This window comes from Tessaracoccus pujii (genome assembly GCF_054483895.1).
The window spans coordinates 1221663-1240126 of record NZ_CM137012.1 but is presented as its reverse complement, the minus strand read 5'-3'; the positions used below and the strand labels follow the sequence as shown (position 1 = coordinate 1240126).

The window sequence follows — 18464 nt, the reverse complement described above, 5'->3', positions numbered from 1 at the left end:
TGCTGCCAGCCTACCCACGCGGGTTGTCCACACCGCGCAACCCGAGTGGTTGATGGGGCACTGACTGCCTAAGAGTGGGCCATGAGCAGCACACCAGTACTCCGTGGCACCACGCGTGCCGATCTTCTCGCCATGCCAGCCGTCATGCTTGGCTTCCACCCCTCAGACTCCTGCGTTGTCATGGGGCTGAGCGGCAGGACGGTGTCCTTCTGCGCACGCCTGGACCTGGACTGGTTCGTCCACCACTTCGATCAGGTGGCGGATCAGATCATCAACGCCTCGGCGCATGTGCCTGAATGCCGCTTCGTCGTGATCGGTTACGGAGACCCGGACGCGGCCAGCCTGGCCGTCGCCGAACTGGTCGCGGTGGTGGGTGAGCAGCGGGTCCTCGAGGCGATGGTCACCGATGGCCGCACGACGTGGCTCTTCACCTCGGACCTCGAGCCGCAGGAGATCGAGTGCAGCACCAGCGCGCTGGAGGCCCAGGCAGTCTACGAGGGAGTGAGGATCTGTGCGGACAGGGAGGAGGCCGTGGCGCCCGTCGAGCGCCACGAACCTCTCCCCGCTGACGAGGTGGCCTCCGCGGAGGCCCTGGTGATGTCGCTCTCCCCGGCGGACGCGATGGACCTCCTGGCCGAGCTGGTGGAATCCGACGAGCCCCTCAGTCCCACGGAGGCGTGCACGCTGGCCGTGCTGCTGGAGGACGAGGACCGCGTCGCGGCGGTCCTGAGCAGGCTCAGCATCCTGACGGCGGAGGTGATGTGGCTGAACCTGCTGGCCGCCCGGACGGTCGCCCCGGCGGCGTCTGAGGACAACGTCGTGGCGCTGCTGGGGATGGCATCGTGGTTGAACGGTCAGGGTGCCGCCCAGAGCTCCTGCATGGAGCAGTTGGCACGCAGCAATCCCCAGCACACAGTGGGCGGACTCCTCAACCGCCTCCACCGCGAGGGCGTCCCGCCGAGGCGCTGGCACCATTGAGGCACCTCCAGGCTCCCGGAGGGGTGGGTGTGCCGTAGGGTGCAGCCATGCGTTTCGTCGTGTGTGGTGAGGCCCTGATCGATCTCATGCCGGAGGAGATGATTTCCCCTGCCGAGAGTCGCTGGATCGCGCGCTCAGGGGGTGGCCCCTTCAATACTGCGACGGCGCTGTCCAAACTCGGTCAGGACACACGTTTCCTCGGGCGCCTCAGCACGGATGCCTTCGGCAGGCAGCTGCGCAGCCACCTCGACGGCGCCGGTGTGGATCTCAGTCTCGCCGTGTCCACTGCTGACCCCACCTCGCTGGCGGTGGTCTCGCTCGACGAGGCGGGGCATGCCAGCTACCACTTCCACTTCGCGGGCACGTCGGCGTTCAACTGGCAGTCAGGCGAACTGCCGCCCCTCGACGGAGCGGACTGGCTGCATTTCGGCTCCATCGGCGCAGTGATCGGCCCCGGTGCCAAACACATCCTGGACTTCATCCGGAACACGGACGCGGCGGTCAGCTTCGACCTCAACGTCCGGCCCTCCACGCTGCCGGACCGGGCGGAGTACTTCGGCCTCATCGCTGACCTCCTGACCGCCGTCGGGAAGCACGGTGGCATCGCCAAGGCCTCGGATGAGGACATCGCCTGGCTCGTGGACGACGATTCCGACCCCCTCGGCTACGCGGAGGGCTGGGTCGGCGAATACGGGTTGTCCATGTTCATCGTCACGCTCGGCGCTGACGGCGTGGTGGCGGTCAAGCCGGACGGAAGTCGCGTCCGCACTCCCGGACGGCCCGTGGACGTTGTTGACACGGTGGGGGCCGGTGACACGTTCATGGCCGGCTTCCTGTCCGCCTATGCCCAGGATCCCGGAGACGTGGAGGGGGCGCTGGCGCACGGCGCGGCGGCGGCCGCCATCGTATGCACGCGCAAGGGTGCGCAGCCGCCCACGGCTGCTGAGGTGGACGCGCTCCTGGCCTGAGCTGGTGCCGGCACCGGAGGTCGGCCGGGTATATTGAGCAACCGCGTCGCCAGGCGCGTTGATGCCCGAACGCAGGAGAGAGTCGTGAGCCAAGAGGCGGGACACTACGACAAGGTCCAGGCCCAGGAGAAGTGGCAGGCCTTCTGGGAGGAGAACGACACTTTCCGGCCCCTCGACGACGGCAGCCGCGAGCGGCGCTACGTGCTGGACATGTTCCCCTATCCCTCGGGAGACCTGCACATGGGTCACGCGGAGGCCTACGCCATGGCGGACGTGCTGGCCAGGTACTGGCGGCTCAAGGGCTACGACGTCATGCACCCCATCGGCTGGGACTCGTTCGGGCTGCCGGCGGAGAACGCGGCCATCAAGGCGGACTCTCATCCGGCCACCTGGACCTACAACAACATCGAGACCCAGGCCCGGTCCTTCAAGCGCTACGGGCTCAGCTTCGACTGGTCGCGCCGCCTGCACACCTCCGACGAGGACTACTACAAGTGGACGCAGTGGCTCTTCAACCGCTTCTACGAGCGCGGACTGGCCTACCGGAAGGACTCGTTCGTCAACTGGTGTCCCACGGACCAGACCGTGCTGGCCAATGAGCAGGTCGTCGACGGCCGGTGCGAGCGCTGCAAGACCGAAGTCACCAAGCGCAAGCTGAACCAGTGGTACTTCAAGATCACGGATTACGCGCAGCAGCTGCTCGACGACATGGAGCAGTTGGAGGGAGGCTGGCCGGACCATGTGCTGGCCATGCAGCGCAACTGGATCGGCCGATCCGAGGGCGCACACGTGAGGTTCGCCGTCGAGGGCCGCAGTGAACCCATCACAGTGTTCACCACCCGCCCGGACACGCTGTTCGGCGCCACCTTCATGGTCGTCGCCCCCGACGCACCGCTGGCCGCGGAGCTCGTGACCGAGGAGGAGCGGGCCACCTTCGAGACCTACCTGGAACAGGTCAAGAAGGAGACGGAGATCGAGCGGCAGTCCAGCGAACGGGTGAAGACGGGGGTGTGGCTCGGGCGCCACGCCGTCAACCCGGTCAACGGGGAGCGGATCCCCATCTGGGCCGCCGATTACGTCCTTGCCGATTACGGCACCGGCGCCATCATGGCCGTCCCCGCCCACGACCAACGCGACCTGGACTTCGCACGCCAGTACGGGCTCCCGGTGCGCACCGTCATCGATGTCGACGGCACGGATCCGGAACACACCGGTGTGGCCACCAATGGCGACGGCGCCTACATCAACTCCGGCATCCTGGACGGCCTGGCGGACAAGACCTCTGGCGTGGCGCGGATCATCGGACAGCTGGAATCCGACGGCCTAGGCACTGGCACCATCCAGTTCCGCCTGCGTGACTGGCTGCTGTCCAGGCAGCGGTTCTGGGGTTGCCCCATTCCCGTCGTGCACTGTGACGCCTGCGGTGAGGTGCCCGTCCCGGATGATCAGCTGCCGGTCCGGCTGCCTGACCTCCGCGGTGCTGCGCTGGCCCCGAAGGGGACGTCGCCACTGGCCTCGGCCACGGACTGGGTCTCGACCCAGTGCCCGCGATGTGGGGGCCCCGCTCAGCGGGACACGGATACCATGGACACCTTCGTGGACTCGTCGTGGTACTTCTTCCGCTACTGCTCGCCGGGGTACGACAAGGGCCCCTTCGACCCGGACGACGTGAGGCGCTGGATGCCCGTGGCGCAGTACGTGGGGGGCGTCGAGCACGCCATCCTGCACCTGCTCTACATGCGCTTCTTCTCCAAGGTCCTGCGCGACATGGGTCTGGTGGACTTCGACGAACCCATGCTGCGTCTGCTGAACCAGGGTCAGGTCATCAACCAGGGCAAGGCCATGAGTAAATCGCTGGGCAATGGCGTGGACCTCGGCAGGCAGATCGACGAGTTCGGCGTGGACGCGGTCCGGCTGACCATGGTGTTCGCCGGCCCGCCGGAGGACGACATCGACTGGGCGGACCTGTCGCCCGCATCCAGCCTCAAATTCCTGCAGCGCGCCCACCGCATCGCCGCGGACGTGACCTCGACGCGTCATGCCGATGTCTCGCTCGGGGACCCGGCGTTGCGGAAGGCCACCCACAAGGCCATCGGGGAGGTGTCCATGCTGCTGGACTCGGGGCGGTTCAACGTGGCCGTCGCCCGGGTGATGGAGTTGGTCAACGCCACTCGCAAGTCCATCGACGGCTCCGCCGGTCCTGCAGATCCCGCGGTCCGGGAGGCCGCCGAGTTCGTGGCGCAGGCGCTGAGCGTGGTGGCACCCTACGTGGCTGAGGAGATGTGGGAGATGCTCGGTCACGCGCCCTCGGTGGCCCACAGCTCGTGGCCGACGGCGGATCCGGCCCTCACCGTCGACGACACCGTGACCATGGTGGTGCAGATCCAGGGCAAGATCCGGGCCAAGATCGAGGTGCCCACCGACATCTCCGAGGACGACGCACTGGCTGCAGCGATGGCGGATCCCGGCGTCCAGCGGTCGCTGGACGGGCGCGGGATCGCCAAGGTCATCGCGAGGTTGCCCAAGATGCTCAGCCTCGTCCCCAGCTGAGTTCTCCACACCCCTCGGCGGGGATGGAAAATGGGGCGCGGAGCCGCCGAACAAGGAGGCATGGATCCGCGTCAGGCAGACGAGCTTGCCCGGGCCCGTCTGGCGTTCGTGAGCGCGGGGCGGCCCCCGCTGTGCGGGCCCAGGCGCGCCGCGGTGGAGGCAGAGCCGGTACCCGCGCCGTCCACAGAGCTGCTTGAGCCCCTATCCGCGCGCGTGAGCGGTTCCGGTCTTCCACCGCGGCGGCCACTCACGCTGAAACACCTGTGGGTGGTCGCGGTGCTTCTTCTCTGCGGAGTGGGCGTGGCCGTCGCGGCGCTGGCCAGATCCTCGGCCACCGAGATTCCCCTCGCGCCCGTCTCCGTGTCGGCGGCCCCTCAGCCACCCACGCCGAGCCCCGGTCCGCCCGTGATGTTGCGCGTTCATGTGGCCGGAGCGGTGGTGCAGCCCGGTGTGGTCTCGCTGGCAGAGGGCTCGATCGTGCAGGACGCCATCGCCGCGGCCGGCGGGCTGGACGGCGGCGCTGATCCCGCGCAGCTCAATCTGGCCGCCCCGGTCAGCGACGGGATGCAGATCCTCATCGGCACCGAAGACCAACCGCAGGGCGAGGTGCACGGTCCTGCCGCCACGTCGGGTGGTGGGTCCGAGGGAGACGGCGCGGTGGACCTGAACTCCGCCTCCGCCTCGGAACTGGAGTCGTTGCCCGGCATCGGGCCGGTGACGGCGGGCAGCATCGTGGCCTGGCGTGAGGAGAACGGAGGCTTCACCGTCATCGAGGAGCTGCAGGAGGTCAGCGGCATCGGGCCCAAGACCTTCGAGAAGCTGCGGGCGCTCGTCAGGGTCTAGCCCACCGGCCGTCCGTGGGTCGTCAGCGCATCCCCATGACCCGCTTCGCCAGGTCCCGGAGCCAGGATGGCGCGTACAGGCTGAAGAGGAGCGGACACAACACGACGAGCCGGGTCACCGCGGAGGTCGAGCTGCCATTGACCTCGGCCACACCAGCCCTCAGCAGGGCGGTGCGATGCTCCGGGTCGTGCGCCCAGGTCTTGCTCAGACTGGACACCGTGTAGAACTTGTGGCACATCGGCACCGGGACGCGGATGAATCGGCCGAGGAGGGACAGATGGAGGAGCCACGTCCAATCGGCCGAGTACTCGCCGGACTCGTTGCGGTGTATGCCGCCCACCCGACGGTAGGCAGAGCTCCGGAAGACGCCACGATTCGGCACCCACCAGTTCGGGGGACGCAGCGCCAGAGCGATCCCACGCCCCGCTGCCCAGCGCCGGCTCGAGAGGTCGTCGAACACGTGTGTGGTGACTGAGCCGTCCACCTGCGTCACCGTCATGTCGCTGAATGCCAGCACCGCGTCGGGGGCCGACAACAGCGCCGCGGCGAGGCGCTCGGTGTACTCCGGTGCGATGACGTCGTCGTGGAAGGCGAAGAACATGAACTCCCCGTGGGCCCGGCTCATGAGGTCGTTGCTGTTGGCGAGCCAGCCCAGGTTCGTGATCCGGCGGACGACCCGTGTGTCATCGCGCCCCTCAGCGAAGGCGCTGACGATGTTCAGCGTGTCGTCTGTCGAGCAGTCGTCGCCGATGAGTATCTCCAGATGCGGCCAGGTCTGCGCCGCCAGGCTGTCCAGTGTGCGCTGGATGAACGCCGCCCCGTTGTAGGTCGGCACCAGTGCGGTCACGAGCGGGTGGGTGGGTACCGCACCGTGCGCCGTTGGGCTCGTCACGTCACGCCCATCAGCTGGCGGGCAAGACGGTCTGCGAGCCAGGGGGCGGTCGAGAACTTGCCCGTGTCCACCGACACATAGTTGCCGAGGCGGGTGACGCCGAAACGGTCGCGCCTGTGCAGATCCGACGACCGCTCGCCGATGGATCCGAGCCCTTCGGCGAAGACGTGTCCGCCGGCCACGGTGATGGACTCGGCTGCGTCGAGAACGTCGCCGACGCGGGGAATGGCGCCGCAGAGCCCGGCACGCACATCCTCGATGAACTGCACGCGGGCCGGCCCTGTCGGGAGTGCGGGCGCTTCGAGGACGACGTCGGTGCCGTGCGCCACCAGTCCCGACGGGTACCAGGACAGGTAGAAGTCGTGGCCGTTGTAGTTCTTGATGTCCCCGAACGGGCCGAGGGCGACGATCGCGCTGGGGACATCGACGCGGGCGGTCGTTCGCACGAAGAGACACCATCTGACCCGATGGGTCCATCCTCGGGCAGGCCTCAGGCCCGCTGTCAGGTCGATCTCTACCCGTCCGCCCCACAATGCGTTGACGACCACGTCGAAGCGGTCCTCAAATCCGGGAGTGCCGTAGACCGCGATCGTGTCCTCGTCGACACCCGGCGCGACGCCCGTCACCGTGATCCCAGGCAGGAAGGTGACCTGCGGGGTGGCCATCACCGCCTCGGCGAGTGCATCGGCCACCCAACCGGTGTCGACCGAACGCTCGGGCACTCGGTATCCCGCGGTGATCCGATCTGAAGCGATGTTCTCCAACTCCACCCGCGACAGCCGCGACACTGCGGCGTTCGACACGTCCGTCAGGTAGCCGGCCGCCTCGGGATGGTGCCGGACGAGGTCGCTGACGGCGTCGAACTGCGCCCCCAGCGCCTCGGCGTCGATCAGGGAGTCCTGATCGACGAGGTAGATGTCATCGCTGGTTGTGGCATGGGCCCGGATATCACTCCCGATGAGTGGGGAGATGAGCCGGGCGAACGCCAGTCCGCCCGGGAGAACGTGCCGGGCAGTGCTCAGCGTGGTGTCAGCGCCGTACAGGTAGCCGAGGTGGATCTTCCCCTCGTTGTATCGGCTCGCCTCCTGCATCGGCTGGGGATTCCGGTCGATCAGCGTGACGTCAGCCCCGAGCCGGGCCAGATTCATGGCCAGACACGACCCCATGACGCCTGCGCCCAGAAGTCCCACCCGGAGTCGGGGCTTGGCAGCCATGGCTCTCCCTGCCCGGGCCCTGAAAGGGCCCTCTGGCGAAGCGTAGCAACGGTTCTCCACAGCCGGAACAGGTCGTGGGAACAGGAGCTGCGCTGTGCAGATAGTGGGGCATGCAGCCCGCAGAGCGTGATGAGCAGAGCAGGTCGAACGGCCACGACTGGCGCCTGGTTCCGGTAGCCGCCGCGGCGTGGGCGGCTTCCTGGATCGCCACTGCGGGGTGGAGACCGGAGTCGGGACCGTTGGGTGCCCTCGTGGTGGGGCTGGCGCTCATCGCCCTGGTGGCCGCCCGCCTCGGCCGGCTCTGGACCTGCCTTGTGGTCGTGGTCTTCGCGGTGACCTGTCTCACGTCGGGATGGCAGTCGTGGCAGCGGCACAACTCACCTGTGGCGGAGCTGGCCAGGGACAGGGCCATCGGCACCGTCAGAGTCCAGCTCCTCGCCGAGCCTCAGCTCTCCTCGGGCACAACCGTCGCACGGGCAGAGCTGGTGCACGTCGAGGCCCGTGGGCGCCGGATCAGCGCATCGGTGCCGGTGGTTGTTCTCGCCACGGGCACCCCGGGCGCACAGCTGCTCGACGCCGAGGTGGGCGCGCAGTACATCGCGACGGTACGCCTTGGGGCGCCCCGGCCGGAGGAGGCGGTCGCTGCGGTTCTCAGCCTGCGTTCATTGCGTGACGTGGTGCGCCGCCCCAGCCTGCTCGACGCGTCGGCCACCGCCATGCGCCGGGGCCTGCGGGATGCGGTGGCCCACTCGCCGCCGAGCCAGGCGGCGCTGGTGCCTTCCCTGGTGGTGGGGGATACCTCCGGCGTGGACGACGACATGCGGCACCGGTTCCAGGTGACCGGGCTGACGCACCTCATGGCCGTGTCGGGAGCGAACCTGACCCTGATGCTGTCCGTAGTTCTGACGGCCGTCCGCGCCGTCGGTCTCCGCGGGTGGGCCGTTCGGCTGGCTGCCGTGGGCGGGGTGGCTGCCTTCGTTGTGGTCTGTGGGCAGGAGCCTTCGGTGCTGCGTGCCACGGCGATGGGCCTCGTGGCGCTCGCCGCGATCGGAGTCGGCACCGGACGACGCAGCGTGCGGGCGCTCAGCGTCGCCGTTCTGGCGCTGCTGTGGCTGGACCCGTGGCTCGGGCGGTCGGTGGGCTTCGGGTTGTCCGTGTTCGCCTGCGCGGGCATCGTGCTCCTGGGGCCGCCGCTCGTCGGCGCGATGACCCGGTGGGCCCCGCGCTGGGCAGCCGAGGCGGTGGCCGTTCCCCTCAGCGCCCAGATGGCCACCCAGCCACTGGTCACCCTGATCAGTGACCAGGTGTCAGTGGTGGGGGTGATCACCAACGCACTGGCCGGGCCCTTCGTGGGCCCCACCACCGTGCTGGGTCTGGCCGCCGCCATGCTGTGCTGGATTCCCGTCCTCGCGGCCGGACCGGGATGGCTGGCCGGGTGGTGCGCCCAGCCCATCATCTGGCTCGCCGAGGCGGGAAGCTCCCTCCCCACTCCCGCGTGGGAGTGGCAGGCCCGGCCCGCGGCAGTGGCAGTGGTCGTCGTCGCCGTGGCAGCGTTGGTCATGCTGCTGCCCACTCTGCTCCGGACACCGCTGGGAGCCCTCCTCGTCGCGGCCGTCCTCATCCTCGCCTGCCTGGTGCGTCCCGCGCCGCCAGGGTGGCCGGGCCCGTGGTCGGCGGTGTTCTGCGACGTGGATCAGGGTGATGCGACGGTGCTGAGGGCGGGGGAGGGAGCTGCCGTGCTCGTGGACGCCGGCCCGGACGTGAAGGCGACGGCGGACTGTCTCGCCGGTCTGGGTGTGACGTCGGTGCCCTTGCTCATCCTCACGCACTGGCACGCGGACCATACCGGCGGGGCGGCTGCGGTGATCGCCCGGTACCGTCCCGCCCTCATCCTGACGCGCGCGGGGCCACCGCCGCCCTGGCTCGGCGAGGCGGCAGGGGCCGTCGGCGCGGAAGTGCGTCCGGCGCGCCCAGGAGAGGACCTCAACGTGGGGGAGGTGCGGTGGCGGACGGCCTCGGTCTGGGAGCCGGCCGGTGGTGCGGTCCCTGAGGCGGAGGGGGAGGGTGTCGCCGAGAATGACGCGTCGGTGGTCGGCGTGGTGTCGGTCCGGGGACTGACCCTGCTCCTGGCCGGTGACACGGAGCCGGCGGGGCAGGCGGCGGCGCTGCGCAGCGCGCGTCTCCACGGCGTCCCGCTCGCGGCGCACGTGCTGAAGATGCCCCACCACGGCTCGTCCAGGCAGGAACCCAGGCTCTTCGCCGAGACCGGCGCGACGCTGGCCGTGGCATCCGCCGGACTGGACAACGACTACGGGCATCCGGCGCAGGTGACGGTGAGGTTGGCCCAGGATCACGGCATGCGGGTGCTCCGCACGGATCAGCATGGGGCGATCGCGGTCGCGCTGGACGGCGATCGTCTTGTGGCCCGGACGTGGCGTGGGGAGTAGGACGCGCGGATCGTCGCCGGTCACTGGCATGCTAGGGCGCGTGACTTCTTCGCCGTTCGGGACCTCGCTGCTGATCACCGGGCCCGAGAGCCTGCTGGCGCAGCGCCTCGTCGCGGACACCAAGGCCCGTGCGCTGGCGGCCCACCCCGAGGCGGACATCAACGAGATCACAGCCGATGCCCTCGAGAACTCGATGCTCTCCGAGGTGATCGGGGGGTCGCTGTTCTCCACCCACATCGTGGCCGTCATCGACGACGTCGGGGCGTGCCCGCCGGCGGTGGTCGACCAACTGGTGGCCGTCGCCGTCGACCCACCTGAGGAGCTGTGCCTCATCCTCGTCCATCAGGGCGGCATGAAGGGCAAGGCTCTGATCGACAAGCTCAAGAAGGCCAAGGTGCGCACCGAGACCGTGGCCGCGTGGAAGGCCTGGGAGCTGCCGAAGTTCGTCGCCGACGAAGCGCGGCGGCTGGGCCTGCGGATCGGTCAGGACGCGGCCGGTGAGCTCGTGGCCTCCGTCGGGCACGACCTCCGGAGCCTCGCGGCCGCCGTCGGGCAGCTCGCCTCCGATGCGGATACCGGTGAGATCGACGCCGCGCTCGTCAAGCGCTATTTCGCGGGGCGGGCCGAGGTGACGAGCTTCGCCGTCGCGGACGCCGTGCTCGCCGGAAACACCAGCCTGGCCCTCGAGCGGTTGCGGTGGGCGCTGGGCACCGGGGTGGCGACGGTGCTCATCACCAGCGCCATGGCCGGGGCGTTCCGCGGGATGGGCAGGTACGTGGAGGCGCAGGGGTCGCGCATGAGCGACGCCGATCTGGCCCGGCAGCTCGGATTGCCGCCGTGGAAGCTGAAGGACTACGCCCGGACGTCGCGCAACTGGCAGGCGGGGGGCGTGGCGGAGGCCATTCGCCTCATCGCCGTCGCCGACGGCGAGATCAAAGGTGCCGCCACGAACGCGGACTTCGCCCTCGAGCGGATGGTCCTGGGCATCCTGAAGCTGCGCCGGCACTGACCGCCGGCACGCAGAACAGCGCCTTGACGACCGAGGGTCAAGGCGCTGGTCCGGGCGACGCGGAGCGCGTCAGAGAGCGGCGACGGCCGACGAGATGGCCGACTTGCGGTTCGCGGCCTGGTTCGAGTGGATGACACCCTTGCTGACGGCCTTGTCCAGGGCGCGGTTCGCGGCCTTGGCGAACTCGGTGGCCTTCTCGGCCTCACCCGCGGCAAGAGCCGTGCGGAAGTTACGGACATGCGTGCGCAGGGCCGACTTCACGGCCTTGTTGCGCTGCCGAGAGATCTCGTTGGTCTTGATGCGCTTCTTCTGGGACTTGATGTTCGCCACTGGGCAAGCCTCTTTACGGGTGATGATGTTTCGGTCAAGGTGCGTGGGACACGCGACGCTCTAGATTACCCGAGCGGGTCCGGCCTGACAAAATCACGGACCGCCGCCGAGTGGTTCGACCCCTGCGGGGATCCGTGAGACGATGACCTGTCCCGTGTTCACCGACGAGGAGATGCATGCCCGCTCCGCGCCCAGGCAAGACCGACCCTGCCATCATCCGCAACTTCTCCATCATCGCGCACATCGACCACGGGAAGTCCACCCTGGCGGACCGCATGCTGCAGTTGACCGGTGTCGTCGCGGGCAGGCAGATGCGCGCGCAGTACCTGGACCGGATGGACATCGAGCGTGAGCGCGGTATCACCATCAAGTCGCAGGCCGTGCGCATGCCGTGGATCAAGGACGGGGTCACCCACGTCCTCAACATGATCGACACGCCTGGCCACGTGGACTTCACCTACGAGGTGTCCCGATCGCTGCAGGCCTGCGAAGGGGCCATCCTGCTGGTGGACGCCGCTCAGGGGATCGAGGCGCAGACCCTGGCCAACCTCTACCTGGCCCTGGAGGCGAACCTGCACGTCGTCCCCGTGCTGAACAAGATCGACCTCCCCGGCGCCAACCCCGACAAGTACGCCGCGGAGCTGGCCGGGATCATCGGCTGCGAACCGGACGAGGTGCTCCGGGTGTCCGGCAAGACGGGCCAGGGCGTGGCGGAACTCCTCGACGTCGTGGTCGACCAGGTCCCCGCCCCCCAGGGCGATCCGAACGCACCCGCACGCGCACTCATCTTCGACTCGGTCTACGACACCTACCGCGGCGTGGTCACCTACGTCCGGGTGATCGACGGTGAGCTGAGCCACCGCGAGCGCATCCGGATGATGTCCACCAAGGCCACCCACGACCTGCTCGAGGTGGGGGTCATCGCCCCGGACCCGGTCAAGACCGACGCCATCGGCGTGGGCGAGGTCGGCTACCTCATCACGGGTGTCAAGGATGTGCGGCAGTCCCGCGTGGGCGACACCGTCACCGTGGACGCGCACCCCGCCACCACGGCCCTCGCCGGTTACCGGCATCCCAACCCCATGGTCTACGCCGGTCTGTACCCCATCGACGGCGATGATTTCGGCGTGCTGCGGGAGGCCTTGGAGAAGCTCCAGCTCAATGACGCCGCGCTCACCTACGAGCCGGAGAGTTCCAGTGCCCTCGGCTTCGGGTTCCGGATCGGCTTCCTCGGACTCCTTCACATGGAGATCGTGCGCGAGCGCCTGGAGCGGGAGTTCAACCTCGACCTCATCTCCACCGCCCCGAACGTGGTGTACCGGGTGGTGATGGAGGACGGCTCCGAGCACACGGTCACCAACCCGTCGGAGTACCCGGAAGGAAAGATCGCGGAGGTGTACGAGCCGGTGGTGCGCAGCACCATCCTGGCGCCCTCGGAGTACATCGGCACCATCCTCGAGCTGTGCCAGACCCGACGCGGCATCCAGCGTGGTCTGGACTATCTCAGCGAGGACCGCGTCGAGATCCGCTACACGTTGCCGCTGGGTGAGATCATCTTCGACTTTTTCGACGCCCTGAAGTCGCGCACGAAGGGCTACGCGTCGCTCGACTACGAGCCCGACGGCGAGGAGACCTCGGATCTGGTCAAGGTCGACATCCTTCTGCACGGCGACCCCGTCGATGCCTTCTCCGCGATCGTGCACAAGGACAAGGCTTACTCCTACGGGCTCCTGATGGCCTCCAAGCTGAAGGAACTCATCCCGCGCCAGCAGTTCGAGGTGCCCATCCAGGCCGCGATCGGTTCCCGGGTGATCGCGCGGGAGACCATCCGCGCCATCCGCAAGGACGTGCTCGCCAAGTGCTACGGCGGCGACATCTCCCGCAAGCGCAAGCTGCTGGAGAAGCAGAAGGAGGGCAAGAAGCGGATGAAGATGGTCGGACGCGTCGAAGTGCCCCAGGAGGCATTCGTCGCCGCGCTGTCGACCAACGAGTCCACTGCGAAGAAGGCCTGAGCGCCGGGCTCAGATCAGGCCCAGCCGGGCAACGGCGGCCTCCTCGGACCGGAGTTCCGCCACCGAGGCGTCGATCTTCGCGCGGGAGAAGGCGCTGTGGGTGAGGCCCTGCACGATGCTCCAGGAGCCGTCGTTGGTGGTGACAGGGAAGGAACTCACGAGCCCCTCCGGCACCCGGTAGGAGCCGTCGCTCACCACCGCCATCGAGGTCCAGTCGTCGGCCGGGGTCCCAGCGAACCAGTCGCGCACGTGCTCGATGGTCGCGTTGGCCGCCGAGGCGGCACTGGACTTCCCCCGGGCGGCGATGACGGACGCCCCCCGGCGGGCCACCTCGGGGAGATAGTCGAAGGCCACCCATCCGTCGTCGACCCAGTCTGCCGCGGGACGCCCGCAGATCCGGGCATGGTAGACATCCGCGTACTGGGTAGTGGAGTGGTTGCCCCAGATGGTCATCCTGGTGACCTCGTCAGGCCGACGTCGGGTCCGCCGGGCCAGGAGCGAGACCGCACGGTTGTGGTCCAGACGGGTCAGGGCACTGAAGCGCTCGGGCGGAACCCCGTGGGCGTTGCGCTGGGCGATCAGCGCGTTCGTGTTGGCGGGATTGCCGGTCACCACGACCCTCAGGTCACTGGCGGCAGCGGCAGCCAGCGCCTTGCCCTGCGTCGCGAAGATCGCCCCATTGGCCTGAAGCAGGTCAGAGCGTTCCATCCCGGCCTTGCGCGGTGAGGCGCCCACCAGCATCGCCACGTTGACCCCGTCGAAGAGTCGGCGGGGGTCGTCGCCCACTTCTACGCCGGCCAGGACGGGGGAGGCGCAGTCCTCCAGCTCCATGGCGACGCCGGCCAGCGCGGGCATGGCCGCGGGCAGGTCCAGCAGCCGGAGCTCGACCTGCCGGTCCCCGAACACATCGCCCGCGGCGATCCGGTAGACCAGCGAATAGCCGATCTGACCGGCCGCGCCGGTGACCGCGATCCTGATCGGCGCCATGGTCACCGGACGTTCAGGTCGCCGACGAGGACGCAGCGGCGCAGGCGTGCGAAGTTCCTGGCCCGGGTCAGTCCTTCACCCGTGGGGCCCGCGATGGTGAAGGTGCAGTAGCCCTCGCCGCCGATCCCGATGCCGTTGAAGGAGGATCCGTTCTTGACGAAGATCGTGGTCTGGATGCGCTTGGCCATCCTGGTCAGGTGAGACACGTCGCGCGAATGCATGATGGCGGTGTGCCGGTTTCCGTGCTCGAGCTCGCAGGCCAGGTCGATGGCCGCGTCCACATCCGCCGCGCGGACCATCCCGATCACCGGCATCATCAGCTCGTGCACCACGAACGGGTGGTCCCGGTCAGCCTCGCAGACGAGCAGCCGCACGCCCGCCGGGGGCTCCACCCCGATGGCCTTCAGGATCGCTGAGGCCGGCTTGCCCATCCATTCGACGGCCGGGGTGCCGCGGGCGGTGAGGATGACGCCCTCGACGCGGGCCCGCTCGTCGGCGTTCAGCTCGTAGGCGCCGTGCTTGACCATGGAGAACTTCAGCAGGTCGGCGATCGCGTCGACGGCGACGATCTCCTTCTCCGAGGTGCACGGGAGGTTGTTGTCGAAGCTGGCCCCGTCGACGATGCACTTGGCGGCGCGGTCGATGTCGGCGGTGTCGTCGACCACCACGGGAGGGTTGCCAGCGCCTGCGCCGATGGCCTTCTTGCCCGAGCTGAGCACCGTCTTGACGATGCCGGGACCACCTGTGGCCACGATCATGCGCACGTCCTCGTGCGCGATCATCGCGGTGGTGTTCTCGATGGAGGGTTCGGCGACCGTCACCACCAGGTTCTCCGGGGCGCCGACGGCGGAGAGCGCCCGGTTGATCTGCTTGACCTGCCAGACGGAGAGGTCCCGGGCCCTCGGATGCGGACTGAACACCACGGCGTTACCGGCGGCCAGCAACCCGATGCTGTTGCAGGTGATGGTCTCCGTGGGATTGGTGGTGGGGGTGATGGCGCCGATCACTCCGAAGGCGGAGTACTCGACGGTGGTCAGCCCGTCATCGCCGGAGTAGGCCTCGGTGACCAGGTCCTCGACTCCCGGGGTCAGCTCCGCCGCCAGCTTGTTCTTGAGGTACTTGTGCGCGACGTCGCCCATCCCCGTCTGCTGAACCGCCTCAACGGCCATGTAGTCAAGATTCTCGGGGCGCAGCATGACCTCGCGGACGGCCGCGACGTAGCGGCGCCGGTCCGACATCGACCGGGTGAGGTACTCCCGTGACGCCTTGGCAGCGGCCGCGATAGCCGAGTCCATGTCGGCGAAGACGCCGTCGCCTGTGGTGTCCCCGTCGGACGGTAGCTTGGCCAGCACCCGGCGGATCGTCGCTTCGAGCAGAGCAGGATCCAGCTTCATGATTGTTCTCCCATCACAGCGTTCAGTGCATAACTCACAATGTCGGAGTCCTGTTCGACGGTGCCGCCAGAGACGCCGAAGCCTCCCGCGAGGGTCGGGCCGTCGAAGAGCGGCATGCCGCCGCCGAACAGTACGACGCGGCCCGCGTTGCCGTCGGCCAGGCCCGGAAGCGGTCCACCATCACCGGCCAACCGGCCCAGCTCGGACGTGGAGGTCCTGAACGCGGCTGCACTCCAGGCCTTGTTGGCGGCGATGTCGAGTGAGGCGAGCAGCGACCCCGTCATACGGTGCAGAAGAACCGGGTTGCCGGCGGCGTCGACGACAGCCACCACGACGGGCACGTTCAGTTGCGCCGCCCGACGTTCGGCGGCATCAGCCAACTCCTTCGCGCGGCCCAGGCAGGCATCGGCGGACAGGACCGCGCGGTCTGCGGGGCCGCTGAGGGAGGCTGCCACCGCGGCGCGGACCATGCGCTCGATCCGGTCGCGGTCCGCCCACGTCTCCGTGAGGCGAGCCATCGCGTAGACGGCGTCGGAGAGCCGGTTGAGGTACTTGATGAGCTCCGGGCGCACCGGCTCGGACTCGGAGAGGGTAAGGGTGCGGCGCTCGGCTCGGCGCACCACAGTCCGCGCCTGGTGGAATGCCGACGAGCGCTGATCGCGCCCGGGCACCACGAAGGCGCGCTGGGGTCCGGTGATGGCCAGGCAGTCGTCGATGAGCCGCTCGAGGTCGGTGATGTCCGCGTCGCCGACGGTGTCGGCGAGCGTGGCTGTGCCTTTGGCGTCGCTGGCGAGTTCTGCGGCCAGGACGAAGAGTCGCTGCTGCACCTGATGGAGCCGGGCGCGCCAGGGGCCATCGTCGAGGCCCGCCTTGGCCGCCCCGACCGCAGCGTTGGCCTCGTCGACGGTTCCGTAGGCCTCGACGCGCAGGCTCTGCTTCGCCACGCGCGATCCTCCGAAGAGCCCGGTGTCGCCCCGGTCTCCGGTGCGGGTGTAGACGGCGGGCATGACTAGGCGTTCTCGATCTCGACGGCGTCGACGATCCCCACGATGGTGGCGTCGAGGGGGGCCTGGGGGCGATCCGCGGCGAACCGGGCGGAGGAGCCCTTGGTCACGATGACGGTCTCCCCGGTGCCCGCGCCCACCGTGTCCACACACACCTCGGGCGAACCCGTGGCCTCGCCGTTCTCGTCGACGCGGCGGGTCAGCATCAGCTTGAAGCCGATGAGACGTTCGTCCTTGCTCGTCGACACGACGGTGCCGATCACCTTGGCGAGGTACATGTCAGGACCCTTCCTGCAGAGTGATGTGGCGCTTCGCGGCGGCCTCGCGGGCGAGGTCGGTGACGATGGCGCGGGGGTGGAGTCGGATGATGGCGCCGTCAGCCCTGGCCGCGACGGTGGCCTCCGTGACCACGCGCTCGGCCGGGGCATCCGGCTGTGGGGCGCTGCCCGCACCTCCGGCCTGGCGCAGAACCGCCCTGTCGAGACGCGACGCGTCGGACAGCTGCACCCCGAAGGACCGCAGCGTGGCGAGGTTCTTCCGGAGCATCGCCTGGTAGCCGGAGGGCATGTGGGGAAACCAGGAACGCTTGCCCTCGCTGTCCGGGCAGGCGGCGTTGGTGACCACCACGACGGGCTTGCCGCTCATGATGAACTCGGCGATGACGTTGGAGGCCAGACAGTCGCCGACGCCGTGGACCACCTTCGCGACCATGTTGACGGTGAGCGTGGGCACGATGAGGAGGTCGTGGCTGGCCACCAGCGACTTGTCCGCCGGGGTCATGCCGATGCCCGCGATCGTGTCCTGGTCCAGGACCCTGCGGGCCGAGTCCGTCTGGATCCAGTCCAGCGACATCTGGGGATTCAGGCGGGTGAGCGAGGCGCAGGCCTCCTCGAAGCCGAGCAGGGCGCCGGTGAACAGCACGAGCCCGGTCGTCGACGAGGGACTGGGAGCGACCCGCTGGGGCATGAGGCCGACGATCACCTCACGGATGAGGTCTCGCAGCTGCGATTCGTTCATGGGGTCCTCCGCATCGCGGTGCCGAGTGGGGTGGGGAACAGCGGTTCGACGGAGCGCACGACGTCGTGGCCGAGCACATCGTCGAAGACCTCGGCGGCCCGGGGGAAGGAGCTCGATCCGCCGACCAGGTGGATGGCCCCGGGGTCACCGGCGCCGCGGAGGGCGTCACGGGCGATGGTGGCCATCTTCTCTAAAGTGGGGCGGATCAGGCCGAACACCAGCTCGGCGTTGGCCGGGTCACGCTTGAAGTCCTCGGCGTCGGCGTAGTCCATCCCGAGAGCGCCGGAGATGACCAGGGTCATGTGGTGGCCGCCGGTGGCCTCATCGATGGAGAACTCCACTTGCCCGTCGCGCAGCAGCGAGACGCCGGTGGTGCCGTGGCCGACGTCGATGACGGTGCCGTCGCGCACCCCGAGCGCGGTCGCGGCCGCCACCGGTTCGTCGACGATCTCCGCGGTCTGCAGCCCGCAGGACTCCAGCACGTTGCCGAACACCTTCGCGGTGCCGGCGTCGATGCCCGGCGGTGCGGCGACGGTGGCGCGCTCGAAGCGGGTGCCGATCCTCTCCTCCAATGACGTCTTGAGCGCGGCGACGATCCGGACGGCGCCGAGCCAGTCCACCACCACTCCGTCGCGCACCACGGTGGCGCGACGCCACGCCCCAGCCACGGGCGCGCCGGCGTCGTCGACCACCCCGAGCACGATGTTGGCCGTGCCGAGGTCGACGCCGAGGCGCAGTGCGCCGGAGCCGGGGGCGACCTGCTCGGTGCGCACGAGGTGTGCGAACGTCTGCAGGTGGCGGCTGGGGGAGGCGAGCATG

At 69.0% G+C, this 18464-nt stretch carries 16 protein-coding genes; 7 read left to right on the top strand and 9 right to left on the bottom strand.

Going from position 1 to position 18464, the window contains the following annotated elements; genetic code table 11:
- Positions 1-81: 81 nt before the first annotated feature.
- From ACX1D0_RS06085 to ACX1D0_RS06070, 4 genes are all read left to right on the top strand, one after another.
- Positions 82-978 (top strand): DUF4192 family protein, encoded by an 897-nt coding sequence (locus ACX1D0_RS06085; RefSeq protein WP_459019985.1) that lies wholly within the window; start codon positions 82-84, stop codon positions 976-978.
- Positions 979-1025: 47 nt separating this feature from the next.
- Entirely contained in the window at positions 1026-1946 is a 921-nt protein-coding gene (locus ACX1D0_RS06080; RefSeq protein WP_459019984.1) for a carbohydrate kinase family protein, read from the top strand.
- An 84-nt stretch (positions 1947-2030) separates the two neighbouring features.
- Positions 2031-4496 (top strand): leucine--tRNA ligase, encoded by a 2466-nt coding sequence (leuS, locus tag ACX1D0_RS06075; RefSeq protein ID WP_459019983.1) that lies wholly within the window; start codon positions 2031-2033, stop codon positions 4494-4496.
- A gap of 60 nt (positions 4497-4556) precedes the next feature.
- On the top strand, positions 4557-5339 hold the full coding sequence (locus ACX1D0_RS06070) for a ComEA family DNA-binding protein (protein WP_459019982.1): 783 nt from the start codon (positions 4557-4559) through the stop codon (positions 5337-5339).
- Positions 5340-5361: 22 nt separating this feature from the next.
- Here ACX1D0_RS06070 and ACX1D0_RS06065 read toward each other — a convergent pair whose 3' ends face one another.
- Both ACX1D0_RS06065 and ACX1D0_RS06060 read right to left on the bottom strand, forming a co-directional pair.
- Positions 5362-6231, bottom strand: a complete 870-nt coding sequence (locus ACX1D0_RS06065; protein WP_459019981.1) for a glycosyltransferase family 2 protein — start codon at positions 6229-6231, stop codon at positions 5362-5364.
- Positions 6228-7445, bottom strand: coding sequence for an FAD-dependent oxidoreductase (locus ACX1D0_RS06060; protein WP_459019980.1), 1218 nt, complete (start codon positions 7443-7445; stop codon positions 6228-6230). Before ACX1D0_RS06060 ends, ACX1D0_RS06065 begins: the two co-directional genes overlap by 4 nt.
- A gap of 110 nt (positions 7446-7555) precedes the next feature.
- Here ACX1D0_RS06060 and ACX1D0_RS06055 point away from each other — a divergent pair, with 110 nt between their 5' ends.
- Both ACX1D0_RS06055 and holA read left to right on the top strand, forming a co-directional pair.
- Positions 7556-9892, top strand: coding sequence for a ComEC/Rec2 family competence protein (locus tag ACX1D0_RS06055; RefSeq protein WP_459019979.1), 2337 nt, complete (start codon positions 7556-7558; stop codon positions 9890-9892).
- Positions 9893-9932: 40 nt separating this feature from the next.
- Entirely contained in the window at positions 9933-10901 is a 969-nt protein-coding gene (holA, locus tag ACX1D0_RS06050; protein WP_459019978.1) for a DNA polymerase III subunit delta, read from the top strand.
- 69 nt (positions 10902-10970) lie between these two features.
- On the opposite strand, the gene rpsT is transcribed toward holA, so the two are convergent.
- Positions 10971-11231 (bottom strand): 30S ribosomal protein S20, encoded by a 261-nt coding sequence (rpsT, locus tag ACX1D0_RS06045; RefSeq protein ID WP_459019977.1) that lies wholly within the window; start codon positions 11229-11231, stop codon positions 10971-10973.
- Positions 11232-11407: 176 nt separating this feature from the next.
- On the opposite strand from rpsT, the gene lepA reads away from it, so the two are divergent.
- Positions 11408-13243 (top strand): translation elongation factor 4, encoded by a 1836-nt coding sequence (lepA, locus tag ACX1D0_RS06040; protein WP_459019976.1) that lies wholly within the window; start codon positions 11408-11410, stop codon positions 13241-13243.
- 9 nt (positions 13244-13252) lie between these two features.
- Here the strand turns inward: lepA and ACX1D0_RS06035 are convergent, their stop codons facing one another.
- Genes ACX1D0_RS06035 through eutJ form a run of 6 tightly spaced genes read right to left on the bottom strand, consistent with a single transcriptional unit; the run spans position 13253 to position 18463 of the window.
- The gene (locus tag ACX1D0_RS06035) at positions 13253-14236 is read right to left on the bottom strand and encodes a malate dehydrogenase (protein ID WP_459019975.1); all 984 of its coding nucleotides are present in this window, start codon (positions 14234-14236) and stop codon (positions 13253-13255) included.
- Entirely contained in the window at positions 14233-15624 is a 1392-nt protein-coding gene (locus ACX1D0_RS06030) for an aldehyde dehydrogenase family protein (RefSeq protein ID WP_459019974.1), read from the bottom strand. Before ACX1D0_RS06030 ends, ACX1D0_RS06035 begins: the two co-directional genes overlap by 4 nt.
- Positions 15621-16631, bottom strand: coding sequence for a cob(I)yrinic acid a,c-diamide adenosyltransferase (locus ACX1D0_RS06025; RefSeq protein WP_459019973.1), 1011 nt, complete (start codon positions 16629-16631; stop codon positions 15621-15623). The genes ACX1D0_RS06030 and ACX1D0_RS06025 overlap by 4 nt, the downstream gene beginning before the upstream one ends.
- Before the next feature lie 2 nt (positions 16632-16633).
- Complete coding sequence (locus tag ACX1D0_RS06020; RefSeq protein WP_459019972.1) at positions 16634-16906, bottom strand: EutN/CcmL family microcompartment protein; 273 nt, start codon at positions 16904-16906, stop codon at positions 16634-16636.
- A gap of 1 nt (position 16907) precedes the next feature.
- Positions 16908-17645 carry a flavoprotein gene (locus ACX1D0_RS06015; RefSeq protein WP_459019971.1) on the bottom strand — a complete coding sequence of 246 codons (738 nt, stop codon included), beginning with the start codon at positions 17643-17645 and terminating at the stop codon, positions 16908-16910.
- A complete protein-coding gene (eutJ, locus tag ACX1D0_RS06010; RefSeq protein WP_459019970.1) occupies positions 17642-18463 on the bottom strand; it encodes an ethanolamine utilization protein EutJ in 822 nt (273 codons plus the stop codon). Before eutJ ends, ACX1D0_RS06015 begins: the two co-directional genes overlap by 4 nt.
- Between the last annotated feature and the right edge of the window lies 1 nt (position 18464).

Bases quoted from the DNA above. Each gene is read 5' to 3' on its own strand.
- ACX1D0_RS06020 (WP_459019972.1), bottom strand. From the start codon at position 16,906: ATGTACCTCGCCAAGGTGATCGGCACCGTCGTGTCGACGAGCAAGGAC.
- ACX1D0_RS06030 (WP_459019974.1), bottom strand. From the start codon at position 15,624: ATGAAGCTGGATCCTGCTCTGCTCGAAGCGACGATCCGCCGGGTGCTG.
- eutJ (WP_459019970.1), bottom strand. From the start codon at position 18,463: ATGCTCGCCTCCCCCAGCCGCCACCTGCAGACGTTCGCACACCTCGTG.
- ACX1D0_RS06085 (WP_459019985.1), top strand. From the start codon at position 82: ATGAGCAGCACACCAGTACTCCGTGGCACCACGCGTGCCGATCTTCTC.
- ACX1D0_RS06070 (WP_459019982.1), top strand. From the start codon at position 4,557: ATGGATCCGCGTCAGGCAGACGAGCTTGCCCGGGCCCGTCTGGCGTTC.
- ACX1D0_RS06060 (WP_459019980.1), bottom strand. From the start codon at position 7,445: ATGGCTGCCAAGCCCCGACTCCGGGTGGGACTTCTGGGCGCAGGCGTC.
- ACX1D0_RS06015 (WP_459019971.1), bottom strand. From the start codon at position 17,645: ATGAACGAATCGCAGCTGCGAGACCTCATCCGTGAGGTGATCGTCGGC.
- ACX1D0_RS06025 (WP_459019973.1), bottom strand. From the start codon at position 16,631: ATGCCCGCCGTCTACACCCGCACCGGAGACCGGGGCGACACCGGGCTC.
- ACX1D0_RS06080 (WP_459019984.1), top strand. From the start codon at position 1,026: ATGCGTTTCGTCGTGTGTGGTGAGGCCCTGATCGATCTCATGCCGGAG.
- ACX1D0_RS06055 (WP_459019979.1), top strand. From the start codon at position 7,556: ATGCAGCCCGCAGAGCGTGATGAGCAGAGCAGGTCGAACGGCCACGAC.
- lepA (WP_459019976.1), top strand. From the start codon at position 11,408: ATGCCCGCTCCGCGCCCAGGCAAGACCGACCCTGCCATCATCCGCAAC.